Consider the following 22569-nt stretch of genomic DNA (forward strand, 5'->3'; position numbering starts at 1 on the left):
CATTTACTCCGTGCTGTACTAGTTAAAACCTTTTTCCAGAAAATAATTGCTGCTAAATTTACTAACCGAACCAAAACACCATGCAGGACATAGGCCACATTTTAGATAACCAGGTACTGCTGGTTGCTCTGGTAGCTTGTTTGATTGCTCAAGCATTGAAGCTCGTATTTGATCTGGTCAAACATCGTAAGCTGAATGTACGTGTTTTAGTAACCACTGGCGGTATGCCCAGCGCCCATTCAGCTTTGGTGACAGCCTTGGCAGCTGGTGTAGGAGAAAGTTTGGGTTGGGCATCCCCTGACTTTGCTTTGGCTACAGTCTTTGCCATCATCGTCATGTATGATGCCGCCGGTGTTCGTCAAGCTGCTGGTAAACAAGCACGGATTCTCAATCAAATGATTGATGAATTATTTGATGACAAACCAGACTTTAGTCAAGACAGGCTCAAAGAATTACTAGGACATACACCAGTACAAGTGATAGTTGGTTCAGCCCTGGGTATCACCATTTATTGGTTAGCTAGGTCTGCTTACTAACTCATAAACTCACAGAAGAACGCAGTAACATGACTTGACTGCTATCTACTAGCACCGCAAAAAAGCCACGTTCGGTGAGTTGTTGCAGAGTTCTGTATGCTTCTTGTTGGTTTCCAGTATAAACTGCCAATAAATATGGGCGTTCTCCGTAGGCAGCAAATCCGATGTTTCCTCCCACTACTTGTTGTACGTTATTTACCAGTTCTGGTTTATTAAAGTAATCTACCAATACAGCATAACCATTTCCTAATAGTTGGGGATTAAAGCTAACTGTTTGGGGTGAATTTGGCGGTTGTGTGACATTGGCTACGTTAGGTTGTGTAGTGATAATGGCAGATAAGCCGACGATATTATTGATATATGTCGCCCAACGATTCGCATGGTCTGTGGAGTTAAACCCGCCTATTCGCGTGACTGTATCAGAGAGATATTGGCAAGTTGTGGCGGGAATTTCGTTAGGTAAAGCACTCCGTAGCTGTTGTTGACTATTTACCGTAGGACTAACCACCAGCAACAGATATTCCCCAGGACGGGGAGGTTGACAAGTGGGAAGATTTTGTTGGGCTGTGACAGAAGTCATACTACTTATCAACCCAGATGCTGTCAGTGCTAATGCACTAGATAAAGTATTAAATTTATGTAGGAAGTTAGTCAACATAAACTGAATTTTTGGTTCTAATATTTTGAGGAAAGGTTTTTACAGAGTTTGCAGTAAGGACTAAAGTGCTTACTACAAACTAGGATTTTAAGACACTGAGCTTAAGGATGCTAAGGGATCGGATATTGTCTGAGAAGGTGCTTGAAATTCTCCTGTAATCACATACTCTAACCGTAGTTTTAGCCAGGTAATAAATTGAGCATTGGTAGAAATAATAGCTGCGGCTGGTTTAGGACACTTCGCCTTTACCTCTGCCATTTCCGGTGATTCTAAAAAAGCTGGCTGCTTGACTAACCAAAAATCAATTTCTTTTTCCTGTTCATGGTAGTAACGAGTGCGTTCTTTCAGCACTTCTGATGTGGGTTCTTCGCTTATCAGGAATTGTTGACTAGCCAAAACGTAATAATATGTTTGCATTTTTTAACCTTTGGTTCCTATTGAATAATTTCAGGGTACAGTATGCAGCACTGTACCCCTAAAAAATAATTAAACCGTAATTACCTCATGAAAGCACTAAAGGGACAAGCACTGGTTTTGGCTTCTTCGGTGTTTGGTTTTCCTTGCCAATGCCACAATTGCTGGAAAAAACTCCAAAAATTTGTTGCTTTCTGCTTGGTTCCACCAGTTTCTTGTTTGACGCTTGCTGTCAGCTTGTCTAAGAACTTGGTGTTGTCATAATAGTGTTCTAGGGACAGGATTTTCAAGTCATCGGTAACACGAGCAATACTCATACCGATAACTTCTATAGTTTCTCCTGTGGGTGCGTAGTCTTTGTATGCACCTTTAAAATGTCCCCAATGCCGCCATTTAAAGGCAACTGTGGGTGGGGCTGAGAACACTTCTAGGACTTCCCAGGTAAATCCTTCGGGGAAGGCTGTGTGGAAGAGGTTTGTGGATGTTTCAAAGTTTTCTTCAGCAGCTTTGTAGTGTTTGGTGTTACCAATTAGGAGTTTGTAGGTTCCTGACTCGACTAAATCTGATACTGTGTAGCTCGGACCTCCATTGGTACTCATACGAAACTTTTCGTTGACAACCGATATCCACTGTTGGGGGTTGGTTTTAAAGTTCGCTTCCACATCGAAGGTTCTCACCAAGTTTTGGACTATGGCTTCTAGTGAACCTGCGGGATGATTGCGAGTGCTTTCTTTGGCGATGTTTTCGTTGGAACGGGTGTAGTCAGGAAATTTGCCATAGCGCCATTCGATGTCGGTACTCTGTTCTAGTACTTTATCTCTGTGTTGTACCCAAAGAGGTAGGCTGTTAGAGTCTGTTGAGGTCATAGCGTTTTTCTGAAAGATTTAACTCCAAATTTCCGGATTTCGCAGTTACAACCCCTCTTTTTCAGTTATCAGGTGTCAGTTATCAGTTATCAGACTAGAAAATTTTGATTACTGTTTACTGTTCACTGTAATTGCTTGTTTCATTTCGCGGACGGCTCTTTCTATTCCTACTAATGCGGCGCGACTGATAATGGTATGACCAATGTTCAGTTCTTCCATTCCTGGTAGTGCAGCTACAGGATAAACGTTCCAGTAGGTGAGTCCGTGACCAGCGTTGACGCGTAAGCCGGCTTTGATTGCTTGTTCACACCCTTGAGCTAATATGGCTAGTTCTTGCTGGCGATTTTTTTCGTCTTTAGCCTCGGCATACTGCCCTGTGTGCAGTTCAATAAATTGTGCTTTTACCTTGACAGATGCTGCAATTTGTGCAGGTTGTGCATCAATAAATAAACTAACTGGAATACCAGCGCTTTGCAACTTATCGACTATCTCACCTATTCTAGCAATTTGTCCGACGATATCTAATCCACCTTCTGTGGTGACTTCTTCCCGCTTTTCGGGGACTAAGGTGACGTAATCGGGTTTAATATCGAGGGCGATCGCTAGCATTTCGTCTGTAGCGGCCATTTCTAAGTTGAGATGCGATCGCACTGTCTGCCGCAACAATAACACATCTCTGTCTTGGATATGTCGTCGGTCTTCTCGCAAATGCACGGTAATACCATCTGCACCCGCTAATTCTGCCAGTACCGCCGCCGCTACGGGGTCCGGTTCCACTGTCCGTCGGGCTTGGCGAATAGTGGCGATGTGGTCAATATTAACACCTAGTGTAGGCACCCTTGTATCTCCCTGTCAATAATCCCTAAGTCTTGATTTTAACGGATTTTAACGCTATTTAAGCCAGAGGATTATGGTTGAGCGATCGCCTAAATCCCCAAGCAGCATTTAAAATAATATCTACACCCACTATCTGAGGCAATATGCTCTTAGAACTACAACAGATTATCGTCAAACCAGGACAAGAAATGTTGCTACAAGATATTAGTTGGCAGCAGTTAGAGAATATTTTGGCAGAAATGGGAGAAAAACGGGCTGCACGTATTTCTTATAGTGATGGTTGGTTAGAAATTATGGTTCCTTTACCTGAACACGAAAAGGATAAAGAAATTGTTGGGGAGTTGGTAAGAATTTTATTAGACTACCTCCAAATTGATTTTGAGCCTTTTGGTTCCACTACACTAAAAAACGAACAAATGCGCCAAGCAGTGGAACCAGATACTTGTTTTTATATTCAAAATCAAGCTGCTGTAATTGGTAAAAATCGTCTTGATTTAACTGTAGATCCACCACCAGATTTAGCAATTGAAATTGATATTACTTCCCGGACTCGATTTGAGAATTATGAGATTTTGGGAGTTCCAGAACTGTGGCGATATACAAAACACGGTTTAGAAATTTCTGTGCTACAGGAAGGAAAATATATCAAAGTGCCATCTAGCCCTAATTTTCCTAATATCCCCATTGTGGAATTAATTAATGAATATGTTCAACAGTGTTTAACTATTGGGAGAAGTCAAGCTATGCGTAATTTTAGAACTTGGATAAAAAATAATTTATAATTATTGTTAACTGACACATAATAAATAAGTCGTTGTGACTTTATTCCTGAATTAAGGACTAAATTACAAAATTATCCGCGTTTATCCGCGTCCATCTGCGTTTAATTATTACTGCTTGTACCTCACGTAAATGGGAATTGCTATACTTTAGCTTGCCCTAACTCGATGCGCTAGTATAAAAGCGCAAAGCAAACCGCCAAAAGGCATTAGAAACCCAAAATAACACTATCGCTAACACACCAGCACCTATAAACCAGTTAATTTGACCCCGACCCAGCATCGCTTCTGCTGGTATAGTTGTTAAAAATGCCACAGGGACTACAAAGGTGAAGAAAAAGCGGTAAGCAGTTGGATAAGCCACCATAGGATATCTGCCAGCTTCTAACAAACCTCGTAAAACTTCGGTAGCATTATATATTTTGACAAACCAAATGCTAGTTGCACCTAGCATAAACCACAAGCTATAAAGAATTACCAAGCCAAATAGTAAAGGTATCGCACTGACGACGTAACTATTAATGCCTAAATCTAGGCGTTTACCTGCATAGCCAATAATTACACTACCAAAAATTAAATCTGGGACTCCCCAAGGTGACAGTGTGTGAGTAGAAAGCCAAAACTGACTGCGGATAGGTTTGAGGAGGACGAAATCTAATGTCCCTTCTTGGACATGGCGAACAATGCGATTCAGGTTTGGGGCGAGAAAGGTAGCGGAAAAGCCTTGTAGCAATGTGAAAATTCCCAAAACCAACAAAGCTGCGTCCCATGACCAGCCCGTAAAGGTGTAACCAGTACGGTAGAATAAGAATAATCCGAATAGACTACCTGCGAGATTACCCACACTACTGAGGGTAGCTATGAGAAAATTGAGGCGATACTCCATCTCAGCTGCGATCGCAGTAGTCCAAAAAAGTCTTAACACTTGCCAATATCTGGTCATTCTGCACCCTGAACCCAATATATTGAAAGCATAGCTAATCATTAGCCATATTGGCCGTATTCACAACTATTCAACCTAAAATAAAATTATTATCCAGCGTAAATTCTTCAGATTAAATGATTAAACTCGACCAATTTTTAAAGTTTATGGGTATCACCTCAACTGGAGGACAAGCCAAACTAATGATTATTGATGGTGCTGTAAAAGTCAATGGCATAGTTGAAACCCGACGAGGACGAAAATTAGTATTAGGTGACAAAGTAACAGTAGAAGGAAAAACCTTAGAGTTTAATTTAGACTAGGAGCAAATTATACCAATTCAAAAATATATGTAACAGATGTCGCTGAGGTTGTTTGCTTCAGCGATAGGCGACTAGAGGAACACAGTCCGTTTCGTTCTTATTTGTTACGATCTTGCTGTTTCACAATCGGTCAATTAATAACGCATCCCTGAACTTTTTTGAGTAAGTGAGTAACGTTAACTTACTTATAGCCTTTCCCAGTCTAATGAAGTACACACCAATTTATTCCCTGTTCCCTGTTCCCTAAAACTAAAAAACTTTGTACCTCACCAGCATGGGAACTGCTATATACCAATTTAATATAAAGATGCATAAATATTATTTAACCAGAAATCTAGTTCCCCTCCTCGCTTGCGGGGAGGGGTTAGGGGTGGGGTCGAAATAATATGCAGCCTCACAAATAATTGGTATTAGTTATCATAATACTAAATATTCAATTCTATTTTCTGGCTTCCAATCATCTTATTAAGAGTGGCTTTGATTGCCACAAATAGCTTTTATTTCCAGGTGTATACTATTTATTATCAATTTCCTCAAATCATTGATAATTATAGATATTAAGATGCCCATTTAAACTTTAAAAATCAGCTTTATTTTTCAGTGCTTGTGAGACAATTTAGAGCATTTATCATGGAATTATTAACAGATATAAAACCATGAAATTATCTGAAATCACCAACCGACATATTTATTATTTAGCAAATTTGTATGAGATGGGTGATATTCATCAATACCATATTAGTTTGTGTAGTTGATGACAAATTAATAATTGTAAAATGTCGCTGCCTGTACATTATTAAACCTTTGTTTGGGAATATATAAGCCTTTTGATACTATTATATTTCTTTGACAATTAGTAAAAAAATCTTTAAACTAAAATATAGGTGACACAAATCAAACAAAATACAGCTTTTTTGTTAGATAAATTAAAAATTGCTGTTGTAGATGATCGGCATGAACAAATGAATTGAAATTAATCATTGATGATAAATAGTAACTGCATCGCGTTGTTACCACAGTAGAGATGCAGGACTATATATATATTGACATTGACTGGATTTCGCTGCGTGTATCTGACATCCTGCGTGGCGTAGCTATATAAACTCCGGTCAAGGGTAAATAATTATAGTGGTGTACTGTCAATATTGACAAATGAGGTGCAATAGATATGTCCAGGAGAACACAATGCTTGAGTATCTGACATCTTTAAATGACCACAATTTGCCGTATCCAGATACAATGCACCCCATCGTTGTCCACTTCGTAATTGCGATGGTGTTGTTTGCATTTATCTGTGATGTCATAGGTTATTTTACTGGTAAGTCTCATCTGTTTGAGGTGAGTTGGTGGAATATGTTTGTGGCAACAGTAGCGATTTTCGTTGCCATCATTTTTGGTCAATTTGAAGCAGGTTTAGCACAACCTTATGCTGTAGCCAAATCAGTTTTGAATGTACATACATTGATTGGTTGGTCACTGTCTGGAATTATCGCCTCAATTACAGCATGGCGCTATGTAATTCGTAATCGTAACCCGGAGAAATTGCCGATTCCTTATATGTTGGCGGGGTTGTGTTTAATAGCTATTGTTGGTGTGCAAGTATATCTCGGAGATCAACTGGTTTGGGTATATGGACTGCACACAGTGCCAGTTGTTGAAGCAGTCAAGGAAGGTATCTTGCCATGAATTCTGAACTGATTGATCAAGTAAGCGCACAATTAGGTGCAAATGGATTACCATACTCCATTCCCATTCATCCCAACTTAGTACATTTGACATTGGGACTATTTATCATTGGGATTACTTTTGATGTTTTGGGTAAAGTTTTCCCCTTGCAAAAGTGGATTTTCTCATCTTTAGCCATTCCTGTACAACCGGCTAACTTCTTTGATGTCGGTTGGTACAACATGATCGGTTCCACTATCTTTACTATTTTCACTGTAGCGGCGGGCTTTTATGAAATGCTGCTAGCAACACCATCAGCTGATCTCAAAAGTGCTTGGGGAATGCCGGCAATGGAAACAATGCTGTGGCATGGTATCGGTGGTGTATTCTTGCTGGGGCTAATTTTTGGCATGACCATTTGGAGAGGATGGCAGCGTTTCATTTGGAGTCAAAACCGAGACGAACAAGTGCAGTGGAGTTATCTGGCCGCAGGTATAACAGTGATGTTTATTATGTACATCCACGGCACACTAGGGGCGCAAATGGCCGCTGAATTTGGAGTACATAATACAGCAGATAGCTTACTGCGCTTGGGTGAAGACCTGAACACAATGTTGAAGTAAGCAATGTTGGTCATTTTCTAGTAATGACTCGTGACTAACAATTAATGACTAACAATTATGGAAATTCGGAAGATTTTCAATATTTTGACCGTGTTTGTGGCTGCACTCATAGTGACTCTCATCAGTTTCTGGATAGGACAGCAGGCTTATAGCTGGCTTCCCCCCCAAGCAGCAGCAGAATCACGGTTAATCGATGATTTGATTAGCTTTTTAGTGACACTAGGTGCGTTCATATTTTTGGGCGTAACTACGACTTTGATCTATTCCATCATTTTCCATCGGGCGGAAAAGTGGGATTTAAGTGATGGTCCCCACATTGAGGGTAATGTTACTTTAGAGGTTGTCTGGACAGCTATCCCAATTATGTTGGTGTTGTGGATTGCTAGCTATAGCTACCAAGTGTATGAGGAAATGGGCATTCAAGGGCCGATGGAACTTGTACATTTGCATAATCCTGTGGGTATGGAATCGGCTTATGCAGCCCCAACAGATGAACCCACAATGGCTGTAGCTGAACCGCTAGAAGAAATTGATGTCTTGGCTAAACAATGGGCTTGGGTGTTCCATTATCCTGAAAAAAATGTTACCAGTACAGAACTGCATTTACCAAGCGATCGCCGGGTACGTTTAGCCCTAAAATCAGAAGACGTGCTGCATGGGTTCTATATTCCTGCATTCCGCCTCAAACAGGATATTATTCCCAACCACACCATCGACTTTGAATTTACCCCCATCCGTGAAGGAAAGTATCGCTTAACCGACTCACAATATAGCGGTACATACTTTGCCACAATGCAAGCCAATGTGATCGTAGAATCTCCCGAAGATTACCATCAATGGCTATCAGTAGCTGCCAGTCAAAGACCAACAGCAGCCCACAATCAAGCCGCATCTGAGTATGCCCGCGCCTCCAGTCAATCAGTTAAAAATGGTTGGACTACTGTAGCACCTGCGGCATCTCCTCTAGTCAATTACCCTGGTTAAAAGGAAACTCACCGATGACAAATATCCCTCTCGCAGGCATCAGTCACCCTGGTGAGAACCCAGGTGGCTGGAAAAAATACTTCAGCTTTAGCACAGACCACAAGGTAATTGGTATACAGTACCTTGTCACCTCATTTTTCTTCTTTCTCATCGGCGGTATCTTCGCAATGGTGATTCGGGGAGAACTAATTACACCCGAATCTGACCTTATTGACCGCACCGTTTATAACGGAATGTTCACCATGCACGGCACTATCATGCTGTTTTTGTGGACATTTCCCTCCCTCGTAGGCTTTGCTAACTATCTAGTACCCCTGATGATAGGGGCGCGAGATATGGCATTTCCCCGACTGAACGCCGTCGCCTTTTGGATGGTACCTGTAGTTGGGATTTTGTTAATGACCAGTTTCCTAGTGCCAGGTGGTCCAGCCCAAGCAGGTTGGTGGTCTTATCCCCCAGTCAGTTTGCAAAACCCCACTGGTAACTTAATTAACGGTCAAGTTCTGTGGTTACTAGCAGTAGCTATATCCGGCGTATCCTCAATTATGGGGGCAGTTAACTTTGTCACCACAATTGTTAAAATGCGCGCCCCAGGTATGGGCTTCTTTCGGATGCCCTTATTTGTCTGGGCAATATTTAGCGCCCAAATCATCCAATTATTTGGACTACCTGCACTCACAGCAGGTGCAGTTATGCTGTTGCTAGACCTCACAGCAGGTACAGCCTTTTTCAACCCCAGTTTAGGGGGTAATCCTGTAATGTTTCAGCATTACTTCTGGTTTTACTCCCACCCTGCCGTTTACGTGATCATTCTGCCCATCTTTGGTATATTCTCAGAAATCTTCCCTGTCTACGCCCGCAAACCATTTTTTGGCTACAAAGTAGTTGCCATTTCCTCAATGTTAATTGCCTTAGTCAGTGGTCTTGTCTGGGTACACCATATGTATGTCAGTGCTACACCAGGCTGGATGCGGTTGATATTCATGTTGACCACCATGTTTGTATCCGTACCTACAGGGATTAAAGTATTTGCTTGGGTAGCCACTATTTGGGGCGGTAAACTGCGGTTAGATACAGCCATGCTGTTCTCCCTTGGTGCATTGGTAATGTTCGTCTTTGCAGGTATCACAGGGATTATGCTTTCCTCCGTACCTGTAGACGTACACGTAAATAATACATACTTTGTCGTCGGTCACTTTCATTATGTTCTCTTTGGCACAGTCACGATGGGCTTATATTCTGCCATCTACCACTGGTTCCCCAAAATGACCGGCAGAATGTATTACGAAGGCTGGGGTAAACTACACTTTTGGTTAACATTCATTGGCACTAACCTCAACTTTCTACCCATGCACCCATTAGGGTTGCAAGGAATGTTACGCCGAGTTTCCTCCTACGCCCCAGAATACGAATTTTGGAACATCATCGCTAGTTTAGGCGGATTCCTCTTAGGAATGTCTACACTACCCTTCATTTTCAACATGGTAATTTCCTGGATGCAAGGAGAAAAAGCACCTGATAATCCTTGGCGCGCCATAGGACTAGAGTGGATGGTTTCTTCACCTCCCCCAGTAGAAAACTTTGAACAAATTCCCATCATCATCTCCGATCCTTACGGCTACGGCAAAACAGAACCCTTAACAGCCAACAACCCTGCATTAAAAAACGCAGACTAAACCTCGGCGCACCTTTGCGCTTTCCTTAGCGATCCTCTGCGTTTAAAAAAAGGAGAATTACCATCAATGGACAGTTCCATCAACCCAGAAGAATTGCAAATATCTCACCATCACGCAGGCGTTGAACACGAACACGACGAAGAAGGCAATAAAATGTTTGGCTTCATCGTGTTCCTCCTCTCCGAAAGCGTCATCTTTCTGAGTTTCTTCGCCGGATATATCGTCTACAAAACCACAACTCCCAACTGGCTACCAGCAGGAGTATCAGGACTAGAAATTACAGAACCTGCAATCAACACAGTGATTCTGGTTTCCAGTAGCTTCGTGATTTACTTGGCAGAACGCGCCCTGCAAAACCACAACTTAAAAGGATTTCGCCTTTATCTGGGCGCAACAATGGCAATGGGTAGCTACTTTTTAGTAGGACAAGCCATTGAATGGAGTAACCTGGAATTTGGCTTTACTTCCGGGGTATACGGTGGAATGTTCTATCTGCTAACTGGTTTTCACGGTTTGCACGTTTTCACCGGTATTCTGTTGCAGTCGATTATTTTTGTCCGTTCTTTCCTTCCTGGGAATTACGAATCAGGTCACTTTGGCGTAAATGCCACTTCGTTATTTTGGCACTTTGTAGATGTGATTTGGATTGTTTTGTTTATTCTCATTTATATTTGGCAATAAGCCCTTGGGGATGCTTCACTAAAGTAGGTGGTGTCCCCAATTTTTTAACCGCTATAGCGCCAATGAGTGATCAAGATCATTTGTGCTGTGTGACGGTGAACATTACCTTAATTCCTTTTCTAGTTTTTCAAGGGATAACCTAAGTTTAAGACTATATTTTATATTTAAAACTATTGATATAGGAAAGAGAATTGCGGTACTAGTTTGGGAATAATAAATTCATAAATTAATTGTCAAAATTTAACATAAGGTCATGATGCCAAAGAGTATTCCCGGATATCATCTCAGAGAGCAACTCTACAATAGTTCCAGAACCCTGGTTTATCGAGGGGAACGACTGGTTGATTCGTTACCTGTGGTGATTAAACTGTTGAAAAATCCTCATCCCAGTTTCAGCGAACTGGTGCAATTTCACAATCAGTACACGATCGCCAAAAATCTTCACTCACCCTTAATTATCCAAACCCATAGCCTAGAACCCTATCAAAATGGTTACGCGTTGGTAATGGAATATTTTGAGGGAATTTCTTTAAAGGATTATTTAACCTCTGTAGATATATTATATCCAGAGTCTCTACAAGAATTTTTGCTGATAGCGATCACTCTTGCCAACGCCTTAGAAATACTATATCGCGATCGCATTATTCATAAAGATATCAAACCCAGCAATATTTTAATTAATCCAAATACACAAAAAGTTAAATTAATTGACTTTAGTATTGCATCCTTACTACCACGGGAAACTCAAACTTTGACGAATCCCAATGTATTAGAAGGTACACTTGCTTATATTTCCCCAGAACAAACCGGAAGAATGAATCGGGGAATTGACTACCGGACTGATTTTTATTCTTTAGGTGTCACCTTTTATGAGTTACTGACAGGGGAGTTACCTTTTCAATCAGATGACCCAATGGAGTTGGTACATTGTCATATTGCTAAAGCTGCACCATTAGTGCATAAAATCAACCCACAAATCCCCCCTGTGCTTTCAGAAGTTGTCAGCAAATTGATGGCAAAAAATGCTGAAGAACGCTATCAAAGTACATCGGGACTGAAATATGATTTAGAAACTTGTTTATATCAGCTAGAAGAAATTGGTAAAATTGAGAGTTTTGATATTGGGCAACGGGATGTGTGCGATCGCTTTATTATCTCTGATAAACTCTATGGCAGAGAAGCAGAAGTATCAACCCTACTAGAAGCATTTAATAGAGTCAGTCAGGGTGCATCAGAAATGATGTTAGTAGCGGGTTTTTCTGGAATTGGGAAAACAGCAATTGTCAACGAAGTGCATAAGCCAATTGTTAGACAAAGAGGCTATTTTATCAAAGGTAAATATGACCAATTTCAACGCAATATTCCTTTCAGTGCCTTTGTACAAGCATTCCGTGATTTAATGGGGCAATTGTTAACTGAAAGTGATACTCAAATTCAGCAATGGAAATATAAAATCCTAGAGGCTGTTGGCGATAATGGGCAAGTCATTATTGAAGTTATTCCCGAATTAGAAAAAATTATTGGCGAACAACCGCCAGCGATAGAGTTATCAGGAACAGCCGCCCAAAATAGATTTAATTTATTATTTCCAAAATTCACCCAAGTCTTTACTAGTATTGAACATCCCTTAGTGATATTTCTTGATGATTTACAATGGGCAGATTTGGCATCGCTAAAATTAATACAGTTGTTAATGACTGATACAGCTTATCTTTTCATCATTGGTGCATACCGGGATAACGAAGTAACCCCAGGACATTCATTAATGTTGACGTTGAGTGAAATAGAAAAGACACCAGCAAAAATCAGCACGATTACTTTATTACCACTCAATCAACAAAAACTCAATGAATTGGTGGCAGACACACTCAGATGTACAGAAAAATCTGCCTGGAATCTTTCTGTCTTGATATATGAAAAAACTCAAGGCAATCCATTTTTTGCCACACATTTATTCAAAGCATTACATCAAGATGGACTGATTCACTTTGATTTTGGATTAGGATGTTGGCAATGTGACATATCTGAAGTAAAAGCTCAAATAGTTACAGATAACATTGTGGATTTTATGAGTTCACAATTGCAAAAATTACCCCCATCAACACAACATTTATTGCAATTAGCAGCTTGTATTGGTAACTCTTTTGATTTAGATACTTTAGCTATTGTTTCAGAGCAAACAGTCCTCGAAACATCAGATGTTTTGTGGAAAGCATTGCAGGAAGGGTTAGTTTTACCAATTAGTGATGCTTATAAGTTTTATATTGGACAAGCAACTCAAGAATTAGCACAAAAAAACCAAGATAACGTTAGATATAAGTTTTTACATGATCGGGTTCAACAAGCTGCCTATTTACTAATTCCAGAAGATAAAAAACAAGAAATACATTACCAAATTGGACAATTATTATTAAATCATATATCCCCAGAAAAATACAAAGAAAATATTTTTGATATCGTTAATCATTTGAATCTAGCCAGAGAGTTAATTAGGACAAAACACCAAAGACATCAATTAGCAGAATTGAACCTCATGTCCGGGAAAAAAGCTCTTGGGGCAACGGCTTATAGTGCTGCTGCTAAATATTTTCATAATGGAGTTAATTCTTTAGACGTTGATAGTTGGCAAAGCGAGTACAGGCTAACTTTATCCCTTTACGAATCTGCGATCAAGGCAGAATATCTTAACATCAACTTTGCCTATGCCCAAAGTTTAGCTAATTTTGTGTTGAAGCGCGTAACTAGCCTAATTGATCGCGTCAAAATTTATGAGATGCAAATTCAAATGTATATGGCTCAGTCAGAGATGCCAAAAGCACTGGATGTAGGAATGTTGGCTTTGGAACTTCTGGGAGTCGATTTAAATTATGCTCCTGCATCTTCAGTAATTCACTTACCAGAATTAAGCACAATAGAATCATTGCCAGTTATGCAAGATGACCATCAAATTGCTGTCATGCGTATACTTATGGCAATTTTTTCTCCAGCCTACACAACGAAACCAGAGCTGCTATCACCAATTGTCTTGACAATGATTGATTTGAGCTTAAAACAAGGACACACATCGCTGACTGCATTTGCCTATGTATTTTATGGCATATTACTGTGTGTATTTGAGAAAGATTTAGATAAAGGATATTACTCGGGTTTACTTGCCTTGGAAGTATTGGATCGATTTTCTGCTAGAGAATTGGAATGTAAAGTAAAGAATTTATTCAATGTTTTTATTCGACCTTGGAAAGAACCTCTGATTGAAACTATAGAAATATTAGGAAAAGCTAGTCACATTGGTTTTGAAATGGGCGATATTGAGTATGCTAGTTATGCAACCGCTCATGGCTGTACCTATCGCTTTCTTACTGGAGAAACTTTAATAGATTTACAACAGAAACAAAAGATTGCTCTTGAGATTTTGCAGCCAATTAAACAAGATCACTCTCTTGGAAATGCTCAAATTTGGCAACAACTTGTTTCTAATTTGTTGGGAGATGTCACTGAGCCAAGGCAATTGTCAGGTGAGTATTTTGATGAAACTGAGCTTGTACCTGTTTACTGTGCTGGTAACGATCGCTCACTGCCATTTACAACATATTTAGCTAAGTCTATTCTCAGCTATTTATTTGGAGATTATTCGACGGCGGTGACATCGACACTGAAGGCAGCAGACTACGCTGATGCTGCTATTGGTATAACTGTGGCGATTCACAACTTTTATTATTCTCTTTCGCTATTATCTCAGTGCATTGATTTACAAGCGTCCGAAAACAGATGCACATCATCCATAAACAAGAAATGTCAATCCCTGCTAGAGCAAGTAGAAATAAATCAAAAAATCATGAAAGTATGGGCTGATCATGCACATACAAACTTTGAACATAAATACATTTTAGTGGAAGCAGAAAAATATCGAGTTTTAGGACGAATTGCAGAAGCCATTGATCTATACGATCAGACAATTTCCCTGGCTAAAGCTAATAAATACATCCAAGAAACAGCACTAGCTAACGAACTAGCGGCAAAGTTCTATCTTGATTGGGGCAAACAGCGCATAGCCCAAGAATACATGATTGAAGCGTACTATGCCTATGCCCATTGGGGAGCAAAAGCTAAAGTCGCAGACTTAGAAAAAAGCTATCCCCAATTACTTGCGCCGATCTTAGAACAAACTCGTGGGGCTTTTTCTACGAACGAAACTATCTTTGCTTCAAGGAGTTTGACATCTAGTCGTTCTTCAGTTTCTAGCAGCACTGTCTCAGATACTCTAGATTTAAAGGCAATTCTCAAAGCATCTCAGACGATCTCCGGTGAAATCGAACTAGAAAAACTACTTTCATCGTTACTCTCCATTATCATCGAAAATGCTGGGGCTGATAAATGTGTGTTAATGCTGTTGCAAGACAATCATCTGCTAATTCAAGGCGCAATTACCCAAATAACACAACCCGTTCTGTTGCAAAGTCTGGCCATTGAAGACAGTCAAGACATTCCCCACAAGCTAATTTACAAAGTCAAACACATTCAACAGACTGTGTTGCTACTGGATGCAACCGCAGATCCCACCTTAGCCAATGATCCATACATTATCCGCGAGCAACCTCAGAGTATTTTATGTAGTCCGATTTTGCACCAAGGTAAGTTGATGGGTGTTTTATATCTGGAAAATAATTTAGCAAAGGGGGCGTTTACGAGCGATCGCGTTGATCTACTGAATTTACTTTGCGCTCAAGTGGCAATTTCTTTAGAAAACGCCCGATTGTATGGACAAGAACAGGAAAAATCCCAGTCATTACAAGCATCACTAGAACAATTAAAACAGACCGAAGCATCTCTAGGCAAAGAACGAGAGTTTTTAAATGCGATTATTCACAATATTACAGATGGGATTGTTGTTTGTGATGCTAATAGCAAATTGACGCTATTCAACAAAGCAACTAGTGAGTTTCATGGCTTACCAGTAGAATCATTACCAGCAGAAGAATGGAGCCAATACTTTGATCTCTATCAACCTGATGGTGAAACACTCCTATCAACCACGGAAATTCCTTTGTTTCGCGCCTTGCAAGGGGAAATAGTCGAAAATGCCGAAATGGTAATTGCGCCCAAGCATGGTGTTACCAGAATTTTGTTAGCCAGTGGTCAAGCAATCTTCGATTCTGGGGGGAACAAAGTCGGCGCGGTAGTTGTGATGCGAGATATTAGCGATCGCAAACAAGCGGAACTGGCTTTACAACAAAAATCACAAGATTTAGCACAAGCGCTAACTAATCTACAAAACGCCCAATTACAGATGGTCCAAAGTGAAAAAATGTCAGCACTGGGCAATTTAATTGCTGGTATAGCTCACGAAATGAATAATCCCCTTGGTTTTATTGCCGCTAGTCTCAAACAAGCTCAACCCACTCTGGCTGATATTGTTGAACACTTAAGACTTTATCAAGAAATTGTCCCAAATAAAAGTCCAGAAATTCTTGACCATGCGTCAGAAATTGACTTGGATTATACCTTGGAAGACTTGCCCAAGATTATTGATTCTATGTCTATGGCCTGCGACAGGCTGAAAAATATCAGCACCAGTCTCCGCACTTTTTCCCGTGCTGATAGAGATTACAAAGTGCAGTTTCATATCCACCAAGGCATTGACAGCACGATTTTAATTTTGAAACATCGTCTCAAGGCTAATCAAAAACGTCCAGCTATTGAAGTAGTCACAAACTATGGTGATCTCCCCCCAATTGAATGTTTCCCTGGACAACTCAATCAGGTATTTATGAATATTATCGCCAATGCAATTGATGCTTTAGATGAGTTAAATTTTGGGCTGAGTTTCGCAAAAATACAAGCAAATCATAATCGAATTATCATTACAACTTCAGTAGAAAAGAATCTAGTGAAAATTAGCATTGCTGATAATGGTCAAGGAATGAATGCTGAAGTTAAACAACAGGTTTTTGACCATTTATTTACTACTAAAGCGGTTGGTAAAGGCACAGGATTAGGAATGGCGATCGCCCGTCAAATTATCGTAGAAAAACACAACGGTTCACTATCAGTAAATTCTACCCTCGGTGAAGGAACTGAATTTGTAATTACCTTACCGATTCTGGCTTAAAGTCTGTGTTAATGGAGTGCTGACACATTTCAACACATCTCACCCCAGCGATACCACTGACGAAAATTAGCTCCAGCACTTACAGCCAAACCAATTTGATGCTGTGATGATAGCTCATCATGACCGCCTTCGTTAGCGCCAATGTAATACATCCGGAAACTACCATCATCCATTGGTACTACACAAGGCGTACCCACTGCCCTTGCATCCCAACAACCAGAACCCTTTTCAGCATGGGAAAAAACGGGGACATTTGTATCTTTTTGCCAATGAATACCATCATCAGAAATCGCCAAACCAATGGAGTGATAACCACTGTTGTTGACACCTTCGTAAAACATTAAGTATTCGCCGTTAATTTTCAGGACATGACGAGTACCAATACCCCTCTCATCAAAACTCCCAGACTCGCCCGCCCCTAAAATCTGACCAACTTTTTCCCAACGCAAACCATCGGTTGATACTGCTAAACCGACTAAAAAACCTTTTTCTGGGTTCAGGGTGTGGTAGTATAATTTCCAACTGCCATCATCATGCAATACTTGCGGCCAAGCACAGAACAGGGCATCAAATTCGCCGTCTTTACCGACATCCAGAATTGCTCCTTGGTAAGCACCTTCCAGTCGCACCCAATTGATCCCATCACGGGAAACAGCACAACCAGGGCGCATCTGTAACCCTTTAGCTTGAAATTTGTCGATATCAACAACTGTGTGGTTACCGCCAAAGTACCACATCCAATAAAGACCATCGTGAAAGTTGACGTTACTGACACCCACATGGGCTGAATCAAAGCGGTGAGTATCTGGGTGAGGTTCCAATACAGATCCCATTGTCAATTGTCCCTTGACTCGTTGCCAATTCACGCCGTCTGGGGAAATGGCTAAACCACAGCGCCCAGTTGGTGAGTTAATTTGTCGGTCAAAAGCAGCATCCCGTCCGTAGTACCACATCTTCCAGGTTCCATCGGGACAGCGCATAACCTGTGGTGCGGAAACTCTCTCGGAATCCCACCAGCCTTCTTTTCCTGGTGCTAAGACTAGACCAGGTTGATTGATTTGTGTTGCTTTGTCACTCATGAAGTTAATATATAAATTAATTAAATTGTTGCTAATTACAATACTGTAGCCAAAATACGAGGGTTCAACGCCTGTAGAAGCATTGTGAATAGGACCAAGAGAGGTAAGCTTGGCAAAAATCTGGGCTAATAAAATAGGCTCAGGCTGTTGCGGAAGCATTTTTAACATTTCCCGAACATATCGAAAACCCCGACAGTAAGCCTGAAGATCAACAATGCCAGAAGCGGGTTTGGTTTTACGCCATGTGGCGATAGTTACCTATAAAGTTATTTAAAAAGTCTTCTATATCAAACGAATATGACCAATCATGTTCTTCATTGTAGAGTGATATTTCACCTTTGCCTTTATTAAGTCCAATAACAATATCTGGGATGTTAGAACCTCTCATTGCAAACCTCAAATTATGTTGCTCTCGAAATTTATAGAGGGCTTCGTACCATTTATCTTGAGAATCTTCTTCTTCATAAAAATCTTTCTGATGGAGTCTTTCCAAAGATTTGGCTAAACTTTCGTTTGCAAACACTTGAATTTCTTCATGAATATTCTCAATACTATTACAAAAATTATGTTGATTTTTTATTACCCATTTGACTATTTCTAACATATTCCATTCAGTTTTAAGTAAGATTAATTTTTTATTTTCAAATAATATTAATATTTTAATATCCCCCCACTCTTCAAACATTGAACTTTTCTCATTTAAGTAAGGATGTGGTTTTGTTATTAACTCAAATCGAAGTTTGTTATTCATAAATTTAATCTTTACCGTTAATGAACTTTCTGTATTGATTGTTTGTTATCAGTATGTTTAAGAATAATTTACCAGAGAAGGTTTGTAATTGTAGAGCCACTCTTCAAACTCAGCATCACTTAGTTGTGTCTGCTGCATCATTTTTGCTAAGTACGTTTCACTATCAGCTTTATATGCACGCTTCGCCCCAACTGCATTACGAATCTGGATAATTTGGGTGCGGGGTTTACGACTATTTTCATAATTAGCTAGGGCTGTTTCAATGCTGGAAGCATGACGAAGGCATTGGGCAAGTTCCCAGGCATCTTCAAAGGCTGTATTGGCTCCCTGCCCTAGTAATGGTACCATTGGATGAGCTGCATCACCTAAGAGTGTTACTCTGCCTTGACTCCAGTTTTCTAGGGGTGGTCTGTCACATATCGGCCGTTCTACAATGTTTTCGACGTTAGTTGCTGCTAATATTTCCTGTACTGGTTCTGCCCAACCCGAAAACTGGTGTTGGATGCGAGACTTAACTTCGGCAGCAGTTTCAGCAATATTGCCCTCTGGACATAGTGCAGCCCCACTCCAAAATACATATCCGCTACCTAAGTCAAAGAACCCAAAAATTTTGCCGTCGGATGCTGTCATCGACATGACTTCGTGAGGAAGCAGTTTTGGGTGACTATATTTGAGAACAGCTCGCCAAGACATCCGACCAGCATAATCAGGATCTCCGTCACCAATCAATATCTGCCTAACTACGGAGTTTAAGCCATCAGCCCCAATTAACACATCTGCCTGCACTGTTTTGCCGCTTTCAAAGCAGACTTGGACTTCTTTCTGATTTTGCTGAAAACCAATGCACCTATGGTCAAGGTGGATGGCTTCAGATGGTAGTTGGGAGGCGAGGATTTCTTGGAGACACGACCACCGAATTTGCAACATCGGTTGACCGTATTTTTCCTGTAGTGTGACTGATTTCTGCCCAATTAACTCGCCGTTGCTTTTGTGCAATGTCAGCTTTTGAGTTTGGCTACCCGCAGCTTTTAATAACTCAGTGATTCCCGGTGTAATAGCTTCAAGACTATGTAAACCATTTGGCACAAGACTCAAACCAGCACCCACGGGACGCAAAAGACAAGCTTTTTCATAGACTTGGGCATTAATGCCTTGTTTCCGGAGTGCTTGAGCTACGGATAAACCACCAAGTCCAGCCCCGATAATTGCTACTGTATTAACCATATTTTATTCCTGATTTATCTGCGTTCATCTGCTATCGGTGGTTAACTTTTCCTTCCCACAATTAGGTACTCAATAACTTATCGTTGGATTTTTTCACTTTCGTTATCCAATCTTGATATGAAGTTAAAATTTCTGAGTAAGAAACAGTAGTTTCAAATATTAAATCAATTAGTGAAGGGGGAAATTTTTCAGGAAATACTCTATGCAGAATTTTAGCAATATATTCTCTTAAAATAAACTCAAAAAATAATCCGGTAGATGTAGGGAAGGCATAGTCTCCTAATTCTACTAAAGCGTAACCATCTGGTTGACGGCGAATAGTAAATTGTTTCAGAGACTCAGCTAAATCATCATGATATTCTTCCAGAAGATGATCAAAAACTGCCACATCTTCCAGTGCTGCATTACAACCTTGACCAATAGAAGATGATACCGCATGGGCTGCGTCTCCCATGATGAGGACACTATCACCTTGATGATAATGGTTACAGCGCACTGTTAAAATTTTAGCAATTGGTCTGTTGAGGAAATTTTGGGCATCTTCTTCGGTCATTATCTGACCAATTTCGGGAAAGTTTTGGTGAAAAAAGTTTAGGACTTCTTCTGGGCTAGAAAGACTTGCAATCTGATTTTTTTCACGGGGAAAATTGATTGCACCACTTAATGTTCCATCGAATTGATGCAGTGCTACCATCAGTGTACCGTCTTTTAGCCTCCAAGTATGAATGTGGTCTGATTTGAGGTGAAGACTGGAATTTTTGCTGTTGTTTAGGAAAATTGATTTGTAGTCTGTAGGATAATATTTCTGTTCACATTTAAACTCTTCTGTCGATAAAAAAGCCTCTCTAACTACAGAATTAGCTCCATCTGTACCAAGTAATAAATCATAGTTTACAGTGAAATTATCTGTTTTTGGAATATTTTTAAAGGTAACTGTTTTGGCGGCTAAGTCTACAGAATGACATTGAGAATCGAAGTGAATTTTCAGCCGACTTTCATCGTACTTTTGGGTCAATTGGTTTAAAAGTACAATTACTAAATTTGTGCGGTCAAGAGTAACTAAAGGTTTTTTTCTGGGTGTCAACCTTGATTTACCATTTTTTTGGTGAAAAAGCGTTCCTGTCATTTCCACACTGACTGCTTTCACTGCTGCTTCTAATCCTGGAATTTGTCTCAAAGCAGTCATTCCTCTTTCGTTGAGGGAGATGGGGAAGGTGCGGGATTTTGAAAAGGGGATGATGCGGCGATCGCTACGAGCCTCGTAAATGTTAATGTTATATTTGTCGCCACGACTTAAAAGATAATGAGCCAGGAGTAAGCCACTAGGCCCAGCACCGATAATTGCTACTGTTTTGACCATGTTTCTAAGTTTTACTGATTGGTAGAGAAACTACAATATTATTTCTAAATTCAAATATAAAACTTTGTCATGAATCTTCAGAAGGATTTGGTATTAATGGCAAAATATCTGATACATCGCAGTTCCATTAAGTATTCAATTTAACTAAATTATCTTTTTTTGGAAAAATTTAAAGTATGAGCTATGTCCAGGTAAAAAAGTAATTAGTGGCTAAAGTAAATCAGCTATCACAACTCAGATAAAATTACTGTAAACTGCGATATTGAGAAATTTATAGTATCGCCTTATTTTATGAATAGGTTAACCAGACTGATAAATTTATAAGCGGAATTTGATATTGATAAAAATGATGTTGCAATCTATAGAAGGTATTTACAAATACGGTAAAGTTGAACTTAGAGAAATACCGTTTAACATTGCTCAAAGTCGTGTAATTGTGACGTTTTTGGATTCTCAAAAAAAACAAGATAAACAGCAAATAATGTCCTTCGGGATTTTTTCTGGAAATCACCAGTCAACAGAGGCAGATTTTAACATTGCTGCATTGGATGATCATATCGAGGATAGCTTAGACTTGTGATAAATAATTATGAAATATGTCATAGATACCCATGCTCTAATCTGGTTTCTCGAAGGTAATTTTCGGTTAAGCGAGAATGCTAAATATATCCTTTCTCAACCTAATGCTCAGTTAATTATTCCTGCAAATGTACTGGCTGAAGCCATTTGGATTGTGGAAAAAGGCAGAACATCTATTCCTGATCCTAAAGATATATTTTTTATAGTAAAAGGTGATAGCCGTGTAGTCATTTATCCATTTGACCAAGATGTGGTAGAAATGACCATGAGATTATATGCTATTGATGAAATGCACAATAGACAAGTAGTCGCAACTGCACTAATTATCGGCAATAAAGGTGAAGACGTGCAGCTATTGACCTGTGATGAAAATATCACTGCTTCGGGCTTAGTTAATACTATTTGGTAGCTTGTGAATAACTCAATAATTGATTTTTACTCTGATGCTCTGCGTCTCTGCGCCTCTGCGTGACTTCATTAGTTTACCAAAAAACTGGGTTTAA

General features: G+C 40.0%; 20 protein-coding genes and 1 pseudogene. 11 read left to right on the forward strand and 10 right to left on the reverse strand.

Going from position 1 to position 22569, the window contains the following annotated elements:
- Positions 1-80: 80 nt before the first annotated feature.
- Positions 81-536, forward strand: a complete 456-nt coding sequence (locus ACM0OP_RS06820; protein WP_414527643.1) for a divergent PAP2 family protein — start codon at positions 81-83, stop codon at positions 534-536.
- 1 nt (position 537) lies between these two features.
- Here ACM0OP_RS06820 and ACM0OP_RS06825 read toward each other — a convergent pair whose 3' ends face one another.
- The 4 genes from ACM0OP_RS06825 to ACM0OP_RS06840 form a co-directional block, all read right to left on the reverse strand.
- The gene (locus ACM0OP_RS06825) at positions 538-1194 is read right to left on the reverse strand and encodes a hypothetical protein (protein ID WP_414527644.1); all 657 of its coding nucleotides are present in this window, start codon (positions 1192-1194) and stop codon (positions 538-540) included.
- A gap of 87 nt (positions 1195-1281) precedes the next feature.
- A complete protein-coding gene (locus ACM0OP_RS06830) occupies positions 1282-1611 on the reverse strand; it encodes an MgPME-cyclase complex family protein (RefSeq protein ID WP_414527645.1) in 330 nt (109 codons plus the stop codon).
- A gap of 80 nt (positions 1612-1691) precedes the next feature.
- Entirely contained in the window at positions 1692-2474 is a 783-nt protein-coding gene (locus ACM0OP_RS06835; RefSeq protein ID WP_414527646.1) for an ester cyclase, read from the reverse strand.
- Positions 2475-2582: 108 nt separating this feature from the next.
- Positions 2583-3311: a pyridoxine 5'-phosphate synthase gene (locus tag ACM0OP_RS06840; RefSeq protein ID WP_414527647.1), complete on the reverse strand. Its 729-nt coding sequence runs from the start codon at positions 3309-3311 to the stop codon at positions 2583-2585.
- A 143-nt stretch (positions 3312-3454) separates the two neighbouring features.
- On the opposite strand from ACM0OP_RS06840, the gene ACM0OP_RS06845 reads away from it, so the two are divergent.
- On the forward strand, positions 3455-4093 hold the full coding sequence (locus ACM0OP_RS06845) for a Uma2 family endonuclease (RefSeq protein ID WP_414527648.1): 639 nt from the start codon (positions 3455-3457) through the stop codon (positions 4091-4093).
- Positions 4094-4250: 157 nt separating this feature from the next.
- Here ACM0OP_RS06845 and ACM0OP_RS06850 read toward each other — a convergent pair whose 3' ends face one another.
- Positions 4251-5033 (reverse strand): ABC transporter permease, encoded by a 783-nt coding sequence (locus ACM0OP_RS06850; RefSeq protein ID WP_414527649.1) that lies wholly within the window; start codon positions 5031-5033, stop codon positions 4251-4253.
- Between the two features lie 116 nt (positions 5034-5149).
- Between ACM0OP_RS06850 and ACM0OP_RS06855 the strand changes: the two genes are divergently transcribed.
- From ACM0OP_RS06855 to ACM0OP_RS06885, 7 genes are all read left to right on the forward strand, one after another.
- Positions 5150-5335 carry an RNA-binding S4 domain-containing protein gene (locus ACM0OP_RS06855; RefSeq protein ID WP_414527650.1) on the forward strand — a complete coding sequence of 62 codons (186 nt, stop codon included), beginning with the start codon at positions 5150-5152 and terminating at the stop codon, positions 5333-5335.
- A 1185-nt stretch (positions 5336-6520) separates the two neighbouring features.
- A complete protein-coding gene (locus tag ACM0OP_RS06860; protein WP_414527651.1) occupies positions 6521-7021 on the forward strand; it encodes a DUF2231 domain-containing protein in 501 nt (166 codons plus the stop codon).
- Positions 7018-7623, forward strand: a complete 606-nt coding sequence (locus ACM0OP_RS06865) for a DUF2231 domain-containing protein (protein WP_414527652.1) — start codon at positions 7018-7020, stop codon at positions 7621-7623. The genes ACM0OP_RS06860 and ACM0OP_RS06865 overlap by 4 nt, the downstream gene beginning before the upstream one ends.
- A gap of 57 nt (positions 7624-7680) precedes the next feature.
- Positions 7681-8607 carry a cytochrome c oxidase subunit II gene (locus tag ACM0OP_RS06870; protein WP_414527653.1) on the forward strand — a complete coding sequence of 309 codons (927 nt, stop codon included), beginning with the start codon at positions 7681-7683 and terminating at the stop codon, positions 8605-8607.
- Between the two features lie 14 nt (positions 8608-8621).
- The gene (locus tag ACM0OP_RS06875) at positions 8622-10283 is read left to right on the forward strand and encodes a cytochrome c oxidase subunit I (protein WP_414527654.1); all 1662 of its coding nucleotides are present in this window, start codon (positions 8622-8624) and stop codon (positions 10281-10283) included.
- A 66-nt stretch (positions 10284-10349) separates the two neighbouring features.
- Positions 10350-10964 carry a cytochrome c oxidase subunit 3 gene (locus ACM0OP_RS06880; RefSeq protein WP_414527655.1) on the forward strand — a complete coding sequence of 205 codons (615 nt, stop codon included), beginning with the start codon at positions 10350-10352 and terminating at the stop codon, positions 10962-10964.
- 253 nt (positions 10965-11217) lie between these two features.
- Positions 11218-17073: a trifunctional serine/threonine-protein kinase/ATP-binding protein/sensor histidine kinase gene (locus ACM0OP_RS06885; protein WP_414527656.1), complete on the forward strand. Its 5856-nt coding sequence runs from the start codon at positions 11218-11220 to the stop codon at positions 17071-17073.
- 29 nt (positions 17074-17102) lie between these two features.
- On the opposite strand, the gene ACM0OP_RS06890 is transcribed toward ACM0OP_RS06885, so the two are convergent.
- The 5 genes and pseudogenes from ACM0OP_RS06890 to ACM0OP_RS06910 all read right to left on the reverse strand — a co-directional run bounded on the left by ACM0OP_RS06890 (position 17103) and on the right by ACM0OP_RS06910 (position 21487).
- The gene (locus tag ACM0OP_RS06890) at positions 17103-18152 is read right to left on the reverse strand and encodes a glycoside hydrolase family protein (RefSeq protein WP_414527685.1); all 1050 of its coding nucleotides are present in this window, start codon (positions 18150-18152) and stop codon (positions 17103-17105) included.
- Positions 18153-18209: 57 nt separating this feature from the next.
- A pseudogene (locus tag ACM0OP_RS06895) lies at positions 18210-18380 on the reverse strand (IS4 family transposase); the annotation flags it as partial.
- A gap of 7 nt (positions 18381-18387) precedes the next feature.
- A complete protein-coding gene (locus tag ACM0OP_RS06900; RefSeq protein ID WP_414527657.1) occupies positions 18388-18903 on the reverse strand; it encodes a hypothetical protein in 516 nt (171 codons plus the stop codon).
- Between the two features lie 57 nt (positions 18904-18960).
- The gene (locus ACM0OP_RS06905) at positions 18961-20127 is read right to left on the reverse strand and encodes an FAD-dependent oxidoreductase (RefSeq protein WP_414527658.1); all 1167 of its coding nucleotides are present in this window, start codon (positions 20125-20127) and stop codon (positions 18961-18963) included.
- A gap of 61 nt (positions 20128-20188) precedes the next feature.
- On the reverse strand, positions 20189-21487 hold the full coding sequence (locus tag ACM0OP_RS06910; protein WP_414527659.1) for an FAD-dependent oxidoreductase: 1299 nt from the start codon (positions 21485-21487) through the stop codon (positions 20189-20191).
- A 346-nt stretch (positions 21488-21833) separates the two neighbouring features.
- Between ACM0OP_RS06910 and ACM0OP_RS06915 the strand changes: the two genes are divergently transcribed.
- Both ACM0OP_RS06915 and ACM0OP_RS06920 read left to right on the forward strand, forming a co-directional pair.
- Positions 21834-22067, forward strand: coding sequence for a hypothetical protein (locus ACM0OP_RS06915; protein ID WP_414527660.1), 234 nt, complete (start codon positions 21834-21836; stop codon positions 22065-22067).
- A gap of 9 nt (positions 22068-22076) precedes the next feature.
- Positions 22077-22475, forward strand: coding sequence for a type II toxin-antitoxin system VapC family toxin (locus tag ACM0OP_RS06920; RefSeq protein ID WP_414527661.1), 399 nt, complete (start codon positions 22077-22079; stop codon positions 22473-22475).
- Positions 22476-22569: the final 94 nt, after the last annotated feature.

The sequence above is a fragment of the Nodularia chucula CCY0103 genome (assembly GCF_963923915.1).
Classification (GTDB): domain Bacteria; phylum Cyanobacteriota; class Cyanobacteriia; order Cyanobacteriales; family Nostocaceae; genus Nodularia; species Nodularia chucula.